This window comes from Pseudomarimonas arenosa (assembly GCF_014841215.1).
Classification (GTDB): domain Bacteria; phylum Pseudomonadota; class Gammaproteobacteria; order Xanthomonadales; family Xanthomonadaceae; genus Pseudomarimonas; species Pseudomarimonas arenosa.
Map to the genome: position 1 here is coordinate 26846 of NZ_JACYTR010000011.1, position 16715 is coordinate 43560.

Annotated in this window: 16 protein-coding genes and 1 riboswitch; of the genes, 8 read left to right on the forward strand and 8 right to left on the reverse strand. The window is 62.8% G+C overall.

All coding sequences use genetic code 11. The annotated features are described in order from the left end of the window. The first annotated feature begins 61 nt into the window (after window positions 1-61). Complete coding sequence (locus tag IFO71_RS07845; protein WP_192029001.1) at window positions 62-1651, forward strand: flavodoxin domain-containing protein; 1590 nt, start codon at window positions 62-64, stop codon at window positions 1649-1651. A gap of 27 nt (window positions 1652-1678) precedes the next feature. Here the strand turns inward: IFO71_RS07845 and IFO71_RS07850 are convergent, their stop codons facing one another. The 3 genes from IFO71_RS07850 to IFO71_RS07860 all read right to left on the reverse strand — a co-directional run bounded on the left by IFO71_RS07850 (window position 1679) and on the right by IFO71_RS07860 (window position 3968). Then, window positions 1679-2350, reverse strand: a complete 672-nt coding sequence (locus tag IFO71_RS07850; protein WP_192029002.1) for an MFS transporter permease — start codon at window positions 2348-2350, stop codon at window positions 1679-1681. Between the two features lie 129 nt (window positions 2351-2479). Then, a complete protein-coding gene (locus IFO71_RS07855) occupies window positions 2480-3460 on the reverse strand; it encodes an aldo/keto reductase (RefSeq protein ID WP_225444482.1) in 981 nt (326 codons plus the stop codon). Window positions 3461-3554: 94 nt separating this feature from the next. Then, window positions 3555-3968 carry a MerR family transcriptional regulator gene (locus tag IFO71_RS07860; protein WP_192029003.1) on the reverse strand — a complete coding sequence of 138 codons (414 nt, stop codon included), beginning with the start codon at window positions 3966-3968 and terminating at the stop codon, window positions 3555-3557. A 41-nt stretch (window positions 3969-4009) separates the two neighbouring features. Between IFO71_RS07860 and IFO71_RS07865 the strand changes: the two genes are divergently transcribed. Together IFO71_RS07865 and IFO71_RS07870 are read left to right on the forward strand one after the other, a co-directional pair. Continuing rightward, on the forward strand, window positions 4010-4684 hold the full coding sequence (locus IFO71_RS07865) for a cation efflux transmembrane domain-containing protein (protein ID WP_192029004.1): 675 nt from the start codon (window positions 4010-4012) through the stop codon (window positions 4682-4684). Then, the gene (locus tag IFO71_RS07870; RefSeq protein ID WP_332309344.1) at window positions 4681-5049 is read left to right on the forward strand and encodes a DUF3703 domain-containing protein; all 369 of its coding nucleotides are present in this window, start codon (window positions 4681-4683) and stop codon (window positions 5047-5049) included. Before IFO71_RS07865 ends, IFO71_RS07870 begins: the two co-directional genes overlap by 4 nt. A gap of 20 nt (window positions 5050-5069) precedes the next feature. Here the strand turns inward: IFO71_RS07870 and IFO71_RS07875 are convergent, their stop codons facing one another. Continuing rightward, a complete protein-coding gene (locus IFO71_RS07875; protein ID WP_192029005.1) occupies window positions 5070-6209 on the reverse strand; it encodes a tetratricopeptide repeat protein in 1140 nt (379 codons plus the stop codon). A gap of 126 nt (window positions 6210-6335) precedes the next feature. Between IFO71_RS07875 and IFO71_RS07880 the strand changes: the two genes are divergently transcribed. The 3 genes from IFO71_RS07880 (at window position 6336) to IFO71_RS07890 (ending at window position 7448) form a co-directional block, all read left to right on the forward strand. Further along, a complete protein-coding gene (locus IFO71_RS07880; protein ID WP_192029006.1) occupies window positions 6336-6830 on the forward strand; it encodes an RDD family protein in 495 nt (164 codons plus the stop codon). Between the two features lie 65 nt (window positions 6831-6895). Further along, on the forward strand, window positions 6896-7099 hold the full coding sequence (locus IFO71_RS07885) for a hypothetical protein (protein WP_192029007.1): 204 nt from the start codon (window positions 6896-6898) through the stop codon (window positions 7097-7099). Between the two features lie 10 nt (window positions 7100-7109). Then, on the forward strand, window positions 7110-7448 hold the full coding sequence (locus tag IFO71_RS07890) for a YbjQ family protein (protein WP_192029008.1): 339 nt from the start codon (window positions 7110-7112) through the stop codon (window positions 7446-7448). 55 nt (window positions 7449-7503) lie between these two features. Here IFO71_RS07890 and IFO71_RS07895 read toward each other — a convergent pair whose 3' ends face one another. From IFO71_RS07895 to alc, 4 genes are all read right to left on the reverse strand, one after another. After that, window positions 7504-8517 carry a ribonucleotide-diphosphate reductase subunit beta gene (locus IFO71_RS07895; RefSeq protein ID WP_192029009.1) on the reverse strand — a complete coding sequence of 338 codons (1014 nt, stop codon included), beginning with the start codon at window positions 8515-8517 and terminating at the stop codon, window positions 7504-7506. Window positions 8518-8650: 133 nt separating this feature from the next. Next, the gene (locus IFO71_RS07900) at window positions 8651-10951 is read right to left on the reverse strand and encodes a ribonucleoside-diphosphate reductase subunit alpha (protein ID WP_192029079.1); all 2301 of its coding nucleotides are present in this window, start codon (window positions 10949-10951) and stop codon (window positions 8651-8653) included. A 370-nt stretch (window positions 10952-11321) separates the two neighbouring features. Then, window positions 11322-11524, reverse strand: a riboswitch (cobalamin riboswitch). A gap of 423 nt (window positions 11525-11947) precedes the next feature. Beyond that, on the reverse strand, window positions 11948-12442 hold the full coding sequence (locus IFO71_RS07905; RefSeq protein ID WP_192029010.1) for an ureidoglycolate lyase: 495 nt from the start codon (window positions 12440-12442) through the stop codon (window positions 11948-11950). After that, the gene (gene alc, locus IFO71_RS07910; protein ID WP_192029011.1) at window positions 12439-13443 is read right to left on the reverse strand and encodes an allantoicase; all 1005 of its coding nucleotides are present in this window, start codon (window positions 13441-13443) and stop codon (window positions 12439-12441) included. The genes IFO71_RS07905 and alc overlap by 4 nt, the downstream gene beginning before the upstream one ends. 301 nt (window positions 13444-13744) lie before the next feature. Here alc and IFO71_RS07915 point away from each other — a divergent pair, with 301 nt between their 5' ends. After that, entirely contained in the window at window positions 13745-15055 is a 1311-nt protein-coding gene (locus tag IFO71_RS07915) for an autotransporter outer membrane beta-barrel domain-containing protein (RefSeq protein WP_192029012.1), read from the forward strand. A 960-nt stretch (window positions 15056-16015) separates the two neighbouring features. Beyond that, entirely contained in the window at window positions 16016-16624 is a 609-nt protein-coding gene (locus tag IFO71_RS07920; protein WP_192029013.1) for a DUF1287 domain-containing protein, read from the forward strand. Window positions 16625-16715 lie beyond the last annotated feature (91 nt).

Sequence of the window (16715 nt, forward strand, 5' to 3'; positions counted from 1 at the left end):
CCGCCCCCTCACCCCAACCCCTCTCCCGCCGGGGGAGAGGGGCTAGAAGCCGAATCCGCTCGTGATCCAAGCTCTGCTGCTACTTCTGCTGCTGGCCCTGGCAGTCATCGCCGCCCTGATTCAGGTCGAGGCCCTGCCCGAGCTGAGCCGCGCCGCCACGCGCTGGTGGGCGGCGGCGGGAATGCTACTGACCTATCTCACATGGTGTTTCTTACTGCTAAGTAAGCGACGACGAAGTCAGCGTGGCGAGCACGCAAGTCCTGAACCTGCTGGTACAACTTGGCTGCTGGCCTACGCCAGCCAAACCGGCACCGCGGTCGAAATTGCCCAGCGCAGTGCGGCGGCGCTGCGCGGTGCCGGCCAGGCGGTGGATCTGCGCGACCTTGGCAGCGTGAATACCGATGATTTGCGGCGTGCGTCGCGGGCGCTGTTTGTGGTAGCCACCACTGGCGAGGGTGAAGCACCGGAATCGGCGCAGGCCTTTGTTCACCGGGTGATGGCCCAGGCCCAGCCGCTGCCTCAGCTGCGCTCAGCAGTGCTGGCGCTGGGCGATCGCGAGTACCCGCAGTTCTGTGCGTTCGGCCACGCCCTGCAGGCCTGGTTGCAACAGGCCGGCAGTCAGGTCTTGCAGCCGCTGATCGAGGTCGATGCCGGCGAACCGGTTGCGCTGGCACGCTGGCATACTCTGTTGCAATCCTTGGCCGGCAAGCAAGCGATCGAGCTGGTCGCCACACCCCGCTTCGAGCGCTGGACGCTGGAACAACGGGTGGTGATGAATCCAGGCAGCCTAGGCCTACCGATCCATCTGCTGCGCCTGCGGCCGACCTCGGCGATAGCGCCCTGGCAGCCAGGCGCTATCGCTACGATCAAGCTACAGCAGGATCGTGCTCGGGTTCGCGCCTGGTTGGAGGCGCTAGTCGCGCAAGGCGCCGACTACTCGGCCGATCAGTGGCAGATGCTGCAACGTCAGGCTCAGCTGTGCCGCCTGCCCTCGACCGCCAGTTGCCGCGGCCTGCCGTTTGCTGACTTGATCGTGCTGCTGCTGCCATTACCGCAGCGCAACTATTCGATTGCCTCCACCGCCGCCGATGGCGTGATCGATCTGCTGCTGCGCGAAACCCGCACGCCGCAGGGTGAACTCGGGCTCGGCGCCGCCTGGCTGTGTCAGGCCTGCGCCATCGGCGAGACAGTGGATCTGCATGTTCGAGAGAACCGGCAGTTCGGCCTACCCCCCGATTCGGCACCCTTGATCCTGATTGGCGCCGGCACCGGCATAGCCGGTCTGCGCGCCCTGCTGCGTGGCCGGATGCAGCGCGGCAGTCGGCCGAACTGGCTGATCTTCGGTGAACGTCAACGTAGTAGGGACGCTCTGTTCGATACCGAGCTGCAAGCGGCCCTGCAGTCGGGTGGCTTGCAACACCTCGACCAGGTGTACTCGCGCGATGGCGGAGAGATTCGCCACGTGCAGGATCTGCTGGCAGCGCAAGCCCAACGCCTATGTCAATGGATAGAACAAGGCGCCCATCTGCGCATCTGCGGCAGCGCCGACACCATGGGCAAGGCCGTCGATCAGCAGTTGCAGGCCCTGCTCGGCAGCGCCGCCCTGGCCGCACTGACCGCCGAGGGGCGTTGTCGAAAGGATGTGTATTGAAGTGGAGCCGCCGCTTTGTCGGCACGATCAGCGCCCGACCAATCGTCCCACGGGTTCGACCCGCCACACTGCCCATAAGCACACTGCTAGCGCACCCAACATCATGAGCCACTCCTTGCTGGCCAGCGTCCACAGCGTAGCGGCACTGAACAGCCCCCACGCCAGGGGCACGGGCAGCAACAGCCAGCGCCAGCGGCTGGCCAGACAGGCGGGAATCACCAGGGTGCAAAGCAGGGTGAGATCGGGCGTCAAGCCGAGAAACTCGATCTGGTTCCATTGCCGTCCGAGCAGCACGCCAGCCAGCGGGTAGCCAATGGCCAGGGCAAGGATCAGCCAAGCGGCACGCGGATTGACCCGATGCGGCCGACGCAGCAGGGTGTCGCCGATCACGAAGCAGATCAGCAACGCATGGGTCGCAATCGCCCAGGCGAAATTCGGCATCGCCCAGTGAATGCTGCCCAGGCGTTGCACCACGAAGGTCCAGGCCACCCACAGACAGGCGCCCGCCAGCAAGGCGCTGCCCCCCGCCCAGCGCTGAGCGGTGAGTGGACGGCGGCTGATCCATGGGGCCAGCAGCAGGGCCAACAGCGGCCACATGGCATAGCGATGCGCGCCCAGCTGCTGCTCGAACAGCCGCCAGTAGGCGCGCGGCGAGAACATCAGGAAATCGCTTAGCGAGTAAGTCCACCATTCGCTCATGACTGGGGCTTCCGCTGGATGGTCGGACAATGCAGATAGCGGAACTTCGGGCCAACCAGCAGAGGGCAGGGCAAGAACATGCCCGCCTCGGCAGACTCATTGAGCATCTGCGCAATCTGAAGACCGTGACTACAGCGCATCGACATACTCAACTAATTGCTTGCGCTGACTCTCATCAGGAAGCACGCCGCGGGCCGCCTGCATGTTTTCCCGCAGATGAGCCACCTGGCTGGTGGCGGGAATCGCGCAGGTCAGCGCTGGATGACTGACGATGAACTTGAGCAACAATTGCGACCAGGCATTGCATTGCCACTCGCCGGCCCAGGGCGGCAGCGGATGGCGCTTGAGCCGGTCGATCAATACGCCTTGCTGGAACGGCCGGTTGGCGATCACCGCGATGCCACGCTCCTGCGCCAGGGGCAGCAGGCGCTGTTCGGCCTGACGATTGACCAGGTTGTAGCTGAGCTGGATGAAATCCAGCGGCTGCCGGCGCATTACCCGCTCGAATTCCTCGTGGCGCCGGCCTTCCGAGGTGGTGATGCCCACATAACGCAGCTTTCCATCGGCTTTCATCTGCAGCAAGGTGTCGAGATGCGCCTCCCAGCTGAGCAGATTGTGTACCTGCATCAGGTCGAAGCGGGTCACAGCCCAATGCCGGCGCGACTGTTCGATTTGCGAGCGGCCCTCGGCCGGGTCGGAGATCCACACCTTGTCGGCCGAAAACACCTGGTCGGGGCGGCCCATGCTTTGCAGGGCCGCCCCAATCACCGACTGCGAGCTGCCGTACATGGGCGAAGAATCGATCAGCCGGCCTCCTTCGGCGAAGAAGGCTTCGATCACCGCGGCGCACTCGGCACGCAACTCAGCATCGTCGCCGACATTGAAGGTGATCCAGCTGCCAAGACCGATCAAGGGCAACAGCTCGCCCGAGCTTGGAATGGGCCGTTGGATCAGCGTGTCAGCCCAGGCACGCTCAGTCACCCCCGAGGCCAAACTCAAGGCTAAGGCAGCCTGCAACAGGGTGCGCCGAGTCGGACCGTTGGCAGCCCGCATGGGCGCCGACGTCGATCGCTGGCTGAAGGCCAGGGCCCCGTGCCGACGCGCGCTCATCTGCACTCTCCGCTGTTCGCTCTGACCACCCTGACACTTTTCAGGCCAGAGTGCTTCGACAGAATTGCGGCTGCGGCCGCAGCGTTGCGGCTCATCACGCCGCCCCTCGAGGCGGATGCTTCAGCGCTTCGAGTATGGTGCATTCGGCACGTTGGCCGCCGTGGCAGGCGGCAATGGTGCGCTGCAGTTCGTCCGCCATGCGCTGCAGGTCACTCAGTTTGGCCTTGATATCGGCCAAATGCTGGCGGGCCAGAGTGTCGACATCGACACAGGAAAGTCCTGGATCTTCTGCCAGCTGCAGCAGACTGCGGATCTCATCCAGACTGAAGCCCAGCTCGCGGCCGCGAGCAATGAAGCGCAAACGCTCGACGTCCTGCAATTGATAATGGCGATAGCCCGAGGCGCTGCGCGCCGGCGCGGGAAGCAGACCGATCCGCTCGTAGTAGCGGATGGTCTCGATGTGGCAGCCACTGGCTCTTGCCACGCCGCCGATGGTGAGCGAAGTCATGCTTGACTCTGTAGTCGCTACAGGCCTGATCATTGTGCGCCATGAATGCAAAAGCCTCCACCTGCCACGGCTGCCAGGACAATGCTGACCGCCTGAATCGCCCCGAACAGCCGGCGTTGCGACGCGTGCTGTGGGCCGTGCTGCTGATCAATCTCAGCTTATTCGTTGGCGAGTTCAGCGCGGGCTGGCTGGCCGCCTCGACCGCACTGCAGGCTGACTCCTTGGATGCGCTCGGCGATGCCGGTGTGTATGCGCTCAGCCTGTTAGTGGTCGGGCGAAGTCTGCGCTGGCGCGCCGGTGCCGCATTGGTCAAAGGAGTGGTGCAAGGGGTATTCGGTCTAATGGTAGCGGTGGAAGTGATTCGACGCTGGTTTGGCGATAGCACACCGGCGGCCCCCCTGATGGTGATCACTGCCTGCGTGGCGATGCTGCTCAATCTCAGTTGCTTCCTGCTGCTCAACCGCTTTCGACATCACGACATCAATATGCGATCTGTATGGCTATGCTCACGCAATGACGTGTTGAGTAATCTTGGCGTAATCGTCGCCGCGGGCGCGGTCGCCTGGTGGCAAAGTTCGATTCCGGATCTGGTGGTGGGCGGCTTGATCGCCTCGTTGTTCTTGCACACATCCTGGTCCGTATTGCACGACGCCTGGCGAGACTGGCGATTGCCGGAACAACCCTGTGCTTCCGCAACAGACGCGGGCACCCCGTGATCAGCGCCCGCCAAGCCTTCGAAGCAGAGTGGCAGCAAGCCCGGACTGCCTGGCGAACCGGCGACCTGAACCTGGCGTTCCACCACCTGGAGCGGTCGCATATACTCGGTCAGCGCCACACCTGGCTGCACGTCAGAAGTCATCTTGGCATGGGCTGGGTCGGCTGGCTTCGCAGTGATGCCGGAGAACTACTGGGTCAAGCCATGCGAGTACTGGCGGCCTTGTTGTTCTCATCAATCTGGGTGCCGGCAGGGAACACTGGCGGCGCCAACGTCAACCCGTTCAAGCCGATGTCGATTCCGCCGGATCTGGCCGACATTCTGCGCGCCGAGGAATTCAGGCGAGCCACACAACGAAATCGCTAACGGGCTGCGACTCGCGCCGGCTACTCACCTTGCTCGGCCTTGAACGCGGCGTATTCGGTCGAGGCCAGCAGGCTCTGAAACACCGGCTCCTGGCGCATCGCCGCTTCCTCGAAATGGATTCCCAAGTCGGCCGCCTTGCGCAATGACGCCACCGCCGCTTCGTGTTGCCCCGTCTCGGCCAGATAAGCGACCAGTTCGACATGCGTCTCGGTCCGCTCCGGCGCCAGCGCGACCAGAGACTGAAGGGCCTCGGTGGCCTGCTGCGTACGTCCGAGCAGCTTCAACAGGCCGGCCACCAGCAACTGATTCTCCTCGTCCTTCCCCACCTGTCGTTGCATGCGCTCCACCGCCCGCAGTCCGCGCGCATAGTCTTCGATGAAGTAGTAGTGGTCGACCAGGATGAACTGGGTTCGCGGATCATCACCAAATCGCTCGGCCAGGTCACTCAGGGCCTGGCGATATTCGGGTGCATCGGGGCTGAAGGCCAGCAGACCCACTCGCAGCATGCTGAGTTCATACGAGCTCTTAGCCAGCTCTTTCATGCCAGCCAGCGCCTGCAACGCGGTTTCGCGATCGCCTTTGACCATGGCCGCCGCCAAGGTTCTGGTTTTCTCCAACTGGGCACGATCGATCCGCTGCAGTCCGAACAGCTGGCCGATCAGTCCGTCATCCATGCGCATCAATACGATGTTCTGCCGCATCGCAGCGCTGGCTGAACTGCCCATCATCAGCGAGGTCCAATCGACCACACATCCCGCAGGGCTCAGTTCAAACTCGATGTAATCAACGCCACTGCCAATTTCAGCCCCTTGCTTGCGCAACAAAGTCTTGCCGGCGGGCGCATTGGCCTGCCGCACGACCTGCATGCCGGAGTTCTTCAGACTTTGCAGCAGCCCGTTGGCCATATCGGAGGCATTGGCGGCCAGCGCTGCCGGCAAACCGTCGCGAAGCGGATCATTGGCCGGGAGGTCGCGCATCACCCGCGTGGCCAGCCCCGAGGTATCGAGCAGTCGAGTCAGCCCCTGGGCGTCGTAATTGAGCACCGCGTTCAGTACCGCCTCGGCGCCACGCTGCTCGGCCGGGCATTCGGCCTGCGCCACCGAGGCAGATACCGCAGTGAGGGCCAAGGCCAGGGCAACCCATCGCGAAACTGAAGACATCGGCCTGTACTCCTGATTGCTCGTGGTCTGGTGGCGCATTGTAGCCCTGACGCCGGCGGCAACTTGCGTCCACTCCAACGGCAAGCCAAGATTCAGCGCGGTTGTCCATTCAATGGGGGGATGAGGATGAGTGACGATATTTACGCAGCACCCAAGGCTTCGCTGGAACTCGCCGACGGTACCGAGGAACTTGCCTCACGCTGGGCACGGCTGGGCGCGTCGATCATCGATACGTTGATACTGCTGGTCGTCGTCATACCCCTGCAGTGGGCGTCGGGGGTGTTTGACTATGTGATGCGGGGAGAGCAGCCGCCCATGCTGTATTCGATTGGCTTTCTGCTGCTTGGCCTGGTGGTGTTCGCCCTGCTGCACGGCAAGTTTCTGCTCAGCGATGGGCAGACCATCGGCAAGAAGGTGCTGTCGATCAAGATCGTCGACACGGCCGGCCAGGTGCCTGTCCTGCCGACCTATCTGAAGCGCTACGGCGTGTATTTCCTGCCCGGCAACATCCCGATCATCGGCGGCATTCTGAGCCTGATCAACATCCTGTTCATCTTCGGCGAGAAGCGCACCTGCGTGCATGACATCGTGGCCGGCACCCGTGTGGTGGTGGCGCGCTAGCACACAGCTATCCCGGTCACAACCGGAGCCCGGTGACGTCTGGTGGACAAAGCGGGAGTGAAATAATGGAAAAGCTTGCCTATGTGCTGTTGGGAATCGTCGCCGGGTTCTGGCTGCTTGGCTTGTTGTTCGGCCTGATTGCAGCCTTTCCAATCGGCCTGATCGGGCTACTGGGCGTGATCGGCATCGGCTTGTTGTTGATCAAGGTGTTCAAGGAACGCCTCGGCAACAGCGAGGACGATCACTACGACCGCAACGTCGACCAATAAGGAGCCGCGCATGTTGATCACCACCCAGGATCGCTTGGACGATCGAGACATCGAACGCACGATCGGCCTTGTACGCGGCAATACGATTCGTGCCCGCCATGTCGGCAAGGACATCCTGGCCGGCCTGCGCGCCATCGTCGGCGGCGAGATCATCGAGTACACCAAGATGTTGGCCGAAGCTCGCGAACAGGCGATCGACCGGATGAAGAAAGAGGCGCGGCTTCGCGGCGCGGATGCCATCGTCGGTGTGCGCTTCACCACCTCGGCGGTGATGGCCGGCGCATCTGAGCTGCTGGCCTATGGCACCGCAGTGAAATTGCGCCCCTCCGACGCAACCAATACCGGGTAGGCGACGGTCGAGCGCTTGCAGGGTGCGTCCGCGGCGCACCCAACGAATCGCTCAATCAGAACGCGTGGTCGAAAGCGACTTCGCCGCTGACCCCGACCTGATAGGCACTGACCCGGCGCTCGAAGAAATTGGTCAGCTCCTGCACATCCTGTAGCGCCATGAACGGGAACGGGTTGCTGGCGCCAAACTCGATCGGCAAGCCCAACGCGATCAGGCGCTGATCGGCGACGTACTCCAGGTACTGGCGCATTTCCTTGAGCGACAGGCCGGCGACACCGCCGGACAATACGTCTTCGGCGAACTGGGTTTCGCAGTCGACCGCTTCGCGCAGCATGGCGCGTACCTGGTCGCGCATGCTCTGATCGAACAGGCCAGGCTCCTCCTCGCGAGCGGTGCGGATCACCTCGAATGCAAAGCCCATGTGCATCGACTCGTCGCGAAACACCCAGCTGGTGCCGGCAGCAAGCCCCGGCAACATGCCACGCGAACGCAAGAAATACACGTAGGCAAAGGCGGCAAAGAAAAACAGCCCCTCGATGCAGGCGGCGAAGCCGATCAGGTTGAGCAAGAAGCGGCGCCGATCCTCGGCGGTTTCCAGCCTATCCAGACTGGCGATGGAATCGATCCAACGTGCGCAGAAATCGGCCTTGCGGGCGATCGAGGGAATCGTATGTACAGCAGAGAAGAAAGCGGCACGACGCTCGGGCTGGGGAATATAGGTGTCGAGCAAGGTGAGGTAGAACTGCACATGCAAGGCCTCCTCGTACAACTGGCGCGACAGATACATGCGCGCTTCCGGAGCATTGATATGGCGGTACAGGTTCAGCACCAAGTTATTGGCGACGATCGAATCGCCGGTGGCGAAGAACGCTACCAGCCGTTCCACCAAGTGACGCTCGGCCGGCGATAACCTGTCGCGCAGATCATTGACGTCGATATTGAAATCGACCTCGTCCACCGTCCAAGTATTGCGGATTGCGGCCCGGTACATGTCGTAGAACGACGGATAGCGCATCGGCCGCAGGGTGAGTTCGAAGCCGGGATCGAGGAGTAAAGATGACTTGCTCATGGGGGATTCCTGAGAGCTCAATGGTGCATCGAACTCGTAGGGTGGGCCTGTGGCCCACCGTCGTCGCGGAGATGGTGGGCCACAGGCCCACCCTACGAGCGTCGGAGGGGAGCGATGTGCTAAGAGGATCGGGCTACTGGCACGCCTCACAACTCTCCGGGTTCTCCAGTGAGCAGGCGACGGCTTGGGTGGGGGTGGCGACCGTGGTTTTGGCGATCTTGGTGGCGGGCCGCGAGCGCAGGTAATAGGTCGTCTTCAACCCTCGCTTCCAGGCGTACATGTACATCGACGACAGCGCGCCGACGCTGGGGTTTTCGATAAACAGATTCAGACTCTGGCTTTGATCGATAAAGGCGCCGCGATCGGCGGCGAGATCGATCAGGGCTCGCTGCGGCAGCTCCCAGGCGGTGCGGTAGATCTGCTTCAGCTGATCGGGAATCACTGCCACATTCTGGATCGAGCCTTCGCCCTCGCGGATGGCATCGCGAATTTCGGGAATCCACAAACCCAAACGTTTGAGTTCCGCGACCAGGTAACGATTCACCTGCAGGAAGTCACCGGACAGGGTTTCGCGCTTGAACAGGTTCGACACCATCGGCTCGATGCATTCGTAACAGCCGGCGATGGACGCGATGGTGGCGGTCGGTGCGATGGCAATCAGCAGGCTGTTGCGCAGCCCATGTTCGGCGATCCGCGCTTTCAGCGCTTCCCAGCGTGCGGGCTTGGCCGGCGCCCGCTGCCACAGGTCGAACTGCAGCCGGCCCTGGGCGGCATGGGTATCACCATAACCCGGATGCGCGCCGCGTTCGGCGGCGAGATCGCAGCTGGTATCGAGGGCGTGGAAATAGATCGTCTCGGCAATTTCGGTCGATAGCTGACGCGCCGCTTCGCTATCGAACGGCAGGCGCAACCGGAACAGCACATCCTGCAGGCCCATCACCCCAAGGCCGACCGGTCGCCAGCGCTGGTTGGAACGACGGGTAGTTTCGATCGGATAGAAATTGAGATCGATCACCCGGTCGAGCTGCCGGATCACAATACGCACGGTTTCACCGAGCTTGTCAAAATCGAATTGACCGTCGCGCAGATGACGGGCCAGATTGATCGAACCCAGGTTGCAGACCGCGGTTTCCTCACCCGAAGTGACCTCCAGAATCTCGGTGCAGAGATTGGAGAGATGCACCACATTGCGTGGGTCGGCGGCCTGGTTGCAGCTGCGATTGGCGGCGTCCTTGAAGGTCATCCAGCCATTGCCGGTTTCGCCCAGGGTGCGCATCATCCGCGCGTACAGGCTGCGCGCCGGCAGGGCTTTCTTCGCCACGCCGGCCTGTTCGGCTCGGCGATAAGCCTGTTCAAAGCGCTCACCCCAAAGATCGGTCAGCTCGGGCACATCGGCCGGATCGAACAGCGACCAATCGGCGCCCTGCTCGACCCGCTGCATGAATAGATCGGGCACCCAGTTGGCCAGGTTGAGATGGTGGGTGCGGCGGCCTTCGTCGCCGGTGTTATCACGCAGTTCGAGGAATTCTTCGATGTCGGCATGCCAGGTTTCGAGATACACACAGGCCGCGCCCTTGCGCTTGCCACCCTGATTCACCGCCGCCACTGAGGCATCCAGGGTTTTCAGCCAGGGCACGATGCCATTGCTTTGGCCATTGGTGGAACGAATCAGGCTGCCGCGCGAGCGCACCCGGGTATAGCTCTGACCAATGCCGCCGGAAAACTTCGACAGCTGGGCCACGTCGGCATATTTCTGATAGATGTCGGCCAGGCTGTCGCGCGGCGAATCGAGCAAAAAGCAGGACGACAGCTGCTCGTGCCGGGTACCGGCATTGAACAGGGTCGGCGAACTTGGCAGATAGTCGAGCGCACTGAACACATCGTATAGCTCGATGGCATCGGCCGGCGACTCAGACAACGCCACCGCGATACGCATAAAAAACTGCTGCGGCGTTTCGATCACCGTGCGGCGTTGCGGGTGACGCAGCAGGTAGCGGTCGTACACCGTACGCAGGCCAAAGTACTCGAAGCGCTTGTTGCGCTCGGCATCCAGGGCGTCGTTGAACTTGCGCGCATGCGCTTCAACCGCGTGCAGCAGCCGATCATTGATCAATCCAAGCTGGTGTCCGAGGGCCACCGACTGCGAGAACGAGTACACGCCCAGACCCTGCACTTCCTTGTCGATCACAGCGCTGAGCAGGCGCGCTGCCAGCAGGCCGTATTCGGGTTCGTCGGCCACCAGGGCCGCTGCAGTGCGGATCGACAACTCATCGAGTTCGCGCGTGCTGGCGCCGTCATACACGCCGCCAATGGTCTTGATCGCCACCTGCATCGGATCGACATCGTCGAGGCCATCGGCGCAGCGTTGAATGGCGCGCACGATCTTGCTCAGGTCGACCGCCTCGCGCTGACCATTGCGCTTGGTCACGCGCATCGCCGCGGCCTGGTGCGGTGGGGTCAGGGCGAAGCTGGCTTGTGCGGCCTCGCTCGGTTTGGGCGACAGTTCGATCGTGTCGAACTCAGGGGGTGAAACGATCTGTTCGGTAATCATGTCGCTGCTCCTCGTTGTGGCCGATGGAGCAGGTATCGGACGGGCGGAGCCCTGCCTCGATCCTGCGCTCCCGCGAGCGCCGACGCGACGCGCGGAAAGGCAAGACGAAGCCACCAGTGTGCACCGATGACCACTGAACGACGACGGGAATCCGCCCACGCGAAGTCTGCGCGCGCACCAGCGACTCCAGCCGCCGGGCAGCTCGTCAAACACCCTCCCGCGAGGCGCGACAGCAACACCGATTCGGCGGCGGACCGGATCGGTGAACCTGGCAGGTATTCGGGCTCAGGGACACACCTAGCACGAGGCTAGCTTCCTACTTCGTCGGCTTCCCAGGCGGACCCAGTGCCTTGATGACGGTTCGTTTCCCAATACCGCTGCGGGGCAGCTCCGGATTCACACCGGATTCCCTGACACCACCTGTTGGGGGTGTCGACCAGGATGGGCACAAGATATAGGGGTGGCCGGAGGATGGCAAGGGCCTTTGCTGTGCTCCCCTGCCCAGGGCCTCGCGTAGCGAGGTTGCTGGGTAGTCCCGAGTTTCTCTCCGACAAACCGCACACCCACCTTGAACCCAAGCCGTTGCTAGCCCCTCTCCCCTCGAGGGAGAGGGGTTGGGGTGAGGGGGAATGTCCGGCACCCCCTCACCCCCGCCCCACCCCCCTGCACGGGAGAGACCGGAGCGCGTCGATTTCGCCAGACCGGCTTGCGCCCGGGAACTCGCTCCCCAAAGTTCGGGGACGGTAGGGGTGGGGTTAGGGAGCCGATCTTTGCCTGCCCAGGGGCCTCGCATAGCGAGGTTCCTGGGTAGGGGAACAAAGCGCGAGCTCGGCGAATCAACAAGTCATTGCGCCGGTTCCAGGGTAGGGGAACAGAGCGCTACATCCGCTCCAGCCACCAACTCCCCCACGCCCGCTCGTCACAATTCTCCCCGCTACCCCCACGATCAACGACCAGAAAGTCGCCGCCTTGGTCCAGTGCGAGCAGCGGGTGATGCCAGACGCCTTTGGCAAAATTGACGCCCTGCCCTTGCGCCGCAAGAAACGCCCGCGGTGTGGCATCGGCATGTTCAGCGACCACAACGATGTAGCGTAACGCTGGGCTAAGGGGCACAAAGGCCTGACTGCCGAGCGGGTGACGTTCCAGCATACGTACTTCGAAGGGCAGCTGGCGCGGCTCGGCGCGGAAGATGCTGATCAGCGGCCGACCGCCCTGGTCGCCGACATCGACCTTGGCCAGGTCGTGGTAGCGCATTGAGGTACCCTGGTTGATCGGATAGGTCTGCCGGGCCTGCTCGGGCGCAATCACATCGCCGAACGCAGCAAAGGCCTCAGCACTCAGCGTCTCCACCGCAAGTTTGCGCGCGGCACTCAAGCCGTGCGCCCCCACAGCCGCAGGCGTGAGACGCCGCCATCGGGGTGAATATTGAAGCGCACATGGCTGATCGCCTGATGGGCGAGAATCTCGCTCTGGTAGTAGTGCTGGTGATCCATCTGCAGGGACTGCGCCGGTAGCAGCTCGGCCCAGAACATCGACTGGGTGACCAGGGATTCATCGGTGCCACCGGCTACCAGGGCGCCCTGCAGTGAGCAGCGATCGGGGAAATTGCCCCTGAAGTGGCAGGTATCAACCTCGATCCGCTCGATCACGCCGGGCTGGGCCAGGGCAATCACGCACCAGTCATTGCCAGGCTCGCGTCGGCGCCGGGTTTCCCAACCATCGCCCATGTTAAGTCCGCGACCGGGCAGCAATAGGCTACTGGCCAAACCAAAGTGCTGGTTATTGGCGGCAACGATGCGGCCCCCATTCAGCGCAGCGGCGAGATCGATGCAGCCATCGGCATCCGGCTGCACCGCGGCCGGATCGGGCAAACCGTAAAGACGCAGCCGGGCCAAACCACCATCGGGATACAGATTCACCCGCACATGGCTGATCAGCCGATCAGCGGACAGGTCAAAGTAATGGTGCTGATTACCGGCCAGATTCACACTGGGAAGCAGTGGCTGCCAATGGCTGTCTTCGATCTGATCGGTTTCCGAGTAGCAGGCCTCCAGTGCAGCCGCCGGAGGGAAGTTGCCGGTGAAGTAGCTGGTGTCGAGGTCGGCACCGACCAGGCGCCCCGGTCGCGCCAGGCGCACGATGCACCAGTCGTGTCCGGGGCCGCGCTTGCGCCGGCTTTCCCAGCCATCCATCCACTTGCCGTGCTCATCGTACTTGCCGGGGATGAAGATCGCCGGCTCGGGGTTCAGCATGCGCTCCTTGGCGGCGAAGAAATCATCGCTGCAACTCAAGGCCTCCGCCCCCAGGCGGGCGTCGGCGAGATTGACCAGACGGGTGAAACTGCGGGCCTGGGGATCGAGTTGCGGCAAGGCCATGAGGCACTCCGATAGCAATGGATGGCACAGTCTAATCAATGCACGCTGCGGGCGCGGAGCGTATGATCGACGCTGGGAAGTGTGCAGCTGAATCGGGGGCTGAGTCCGCTGTGCATAGACACCCACGTTTGCAAGCCATGAGGCCCCAGGCGGCAGCTGCGTGGATGCGCTGCCGACGCGATCGCAGCTCACGGCTGACCCGCACCCAATGCAGTCGGCTGGTGAAATGCGACTCCCGTGTCCGCCCGGCTCCGGATGAGTCGCTGCGGATGCTGCACTGCAGCCTGACAGGGGGAACATCATGCGTTCATTTGTCTTGGCATCCGTCGTCATCCTGCTGCTCGGCACTGCGCGCGACAGCGCAGCGCAGGACAGCAACCCCGCCATTGATGCCTTGCGGCCATTCGCCAATGGCTCTTCACAGCGCGAGTTGATTCGCGCGATCGGAACACTGTGCTTCGCCGGCAATCGCTTGAGCGACCGGCTGCAACAGGATTGCAACGCCCTGGTCGGCGGCGCGTTCGGCAGCGACAGCAATGTGCGCGGCGCGCTGGCACAGATCGTTGCCGACAATGTCAATCAGACCACCGATCGCACGCAGTTTGTCGGCACTGACCTGCTACTGATGCAAGTCGGCGTGGTCAGCAGCCGTGGCCCCGGAGGCGGCGGCTTTCTACCCGCGGCGAACGGTGGGGTGACAGCGGCCAGCGAAGACTTCGATGCCTGGTCGCTGCATGCCGCCGTGGACCTGCGCCATCGAGACCGCGAGCGATCGGTCAATGAAGATGGCTTCGACAGTGACCACGTGGGCCTGTTGCTGGGCCTCGATCGCCGCTTCACGCCGCAGCTCAATGCCGGCGTCGCGGTGGGATTCGGCCAGGGCGATGTCGAGTTTGGTGGTGGCTCCGGTGATCAGGACATCGATGAGCACAAGCTGTTGCTGTATGCCAACTGGTCCGGTGACAGCGGGCTATACCTGGATGTGCTCGCCAGCTGGCAGCGCCGGGATATCGAACAATCCCGGCGCGTGGCCTATGCCCTGGCTGGCGGCACCGGGGTGGATCAGCGCTTCAGCGCAAATTTCGATGCCGACGCCACGGCGCTGGCCGCCACCCTGGGCTATCACTGGCAGCATGGAAACATGGGCCTGGATGGCTTCATCAATATTGAAAGCACCTCGATCGAGGTCGACGGCTACAGCGAAACAGCAAGTTCAGCCGACGGCAATGGCGCCGGCTGGGCCATTGCCGTGCCCGACAGCGATAGCGATATCACCACCGCAGAACTCGGCTGGCGCGCCAGCTGGTCGATCAGTGGCAAGCGCAGCGTCTGGCTGCCGCAGCTGGAAGTCGCCTACGTCAAGGTAATCGATCAGGATGAATCGGCCACGGCGGTGCAGTTCCTCGGCGACCGCAGCGGCAGTGTCGGACTTTCCAATCTGATCTTCGCGTTAAGCAACGATGAAGAGGACGACGACTACTTTCGCCTTGGTGCCGGTCTGGTGGCGCAGTGGGCCGAGGGGCGCTCTGGCTTTATCAACGTCAGCACCCACCTCGGCGAGTCGCGCTACGATGCCACCAGCTTGACGCTCGGGGCGCGATTCGAGTTCTAGTCCCTGAGCTTGTCGAAGGGCGGTCCCTGAGCTTGTCGAAGGGCGCCTGAAGGTGCCAGTGAGTCGAAGCTTGGCTCCGACTCAGCTGGCTTCGACAGGCTCAGCCAGCTCGGTGTCGATGGATTCTTAACTTGTTGGTCAGCCGCAAGACGGCAGCCTACTGTGAACTCGCCGGAAGGCGGCCCCTGAGCTTGTCGAAGGGCGGTCCCTGAGCTCGACGAAGGGCGGTCCCTGAGCTTGTCGAAGGGCGGTCCCTGAGCTTGTCGAAGGGCGGTCCCTGAGCTTGTCGAAGGGCGCCTGAAGGTGCCAGTGAGTCGAAGCTTGGCTCCGACTCAGCTGGCTTCGACAGGCTCAGCCAGCGCGGTGTCGATGGATTCTTAACCTGTTGGTCAGCCGCAAGACGGCAGCCTACTATGAACTCGCCGAAGGGCGGTCCCTGAGCTTGCCGAAGGGCGGTCCATGAGCTTGTCGAAGGGCGCCTGAAGGGGCCAGCGAATCGAAGCTTGGCTCCGACTCAGCTGGCTTCGACAGGCTCAGCCAGCGCGGTGTCGATGGATTCTAAACCTGTTGGTCAGCCGCAGGATGGCAGCCTACTATGAACTCGCCGGAAGGCGGTCCCTGAGCTTGTCGAAGGGCGGTCCCTGAGCTTGTCGAAGGGCGCCTAAAGGGGCCAGTGAGTCGAAGCTTGGCTCCGACTCAGCTGGCTTCGACAGGCTCAGCCAGCGCGGTGTCGATGGATTCTTAACTTGTTGGTCAGCCGCAAGACGGCAGCCTACTGTGAACTCGCCGGAAGGCGGCCCCTGAGCTTGTCGAAGGGCGGTCCCTGAGCTTGTCGAAGGGCGGTCCTTGAGCTCGACGAAGGGCGGTCCCTGAGCTTGTCGAAGGGCAGTGCACCGCCCGAATTGTGCCGACATTCAGTCCGACGGAGGAAGATGGAGTCGGGCCACCCCGTTGCCGACGATGCATCTTTTCCTCCATTCGTGCCTGGCGCTCTTGCTTTTGGTACCGGCGCTGGCCTTGGCCGATTCGGCGCAACTAGTCGCCGCGGCCGAGGCTCAGCTTGGTGTGACCACATCGTACGATCCCAGCTATCGACGACTCGACTACCCGATGGGCGATGTGCCCATGCACACCGGGGTCTGTACCGATGTGGTGATCCGCGCCTATCGTGAGTTGGGCATCGATCTGCAGCGGCGCGTGCATGAGGACATGCGGGCGGCCTTTGATGACTATCCCAGGCTGTGGGGGCTGCACAAGCCGGATCGCAATATCGATCACCGTCGCGTACCCAATCTGCAGACTTTCTTTCGCAGGCACGCAGCGGAACTCACGGTGACCCAGCAACCAGCGAGCTATTTGCCGGGCGACCTGGTGACCTGGCGTCTGCCCGGCAATCTGCCGCATATCGGCATCGTCAGCGCCGAGCGCACTGCCGATGGCGAACCACTGATCCTGCACAACATTGGGTTTGGGGTACGGAAGGAGGCGATCCTATTCGCCTATCCAATTACCGGGCACTACCGGTTCTATCCACAGCCTGCAGGCCCGACGCCAGCAATCAGCGACTGACCCGCACAAGTCCCGGTACGTGAACCAGAATCGGGCGTGCTGTGCCGAAAAAGTCGAGCAATTCGACAAGATAGAGCGCAATTAGATCTCG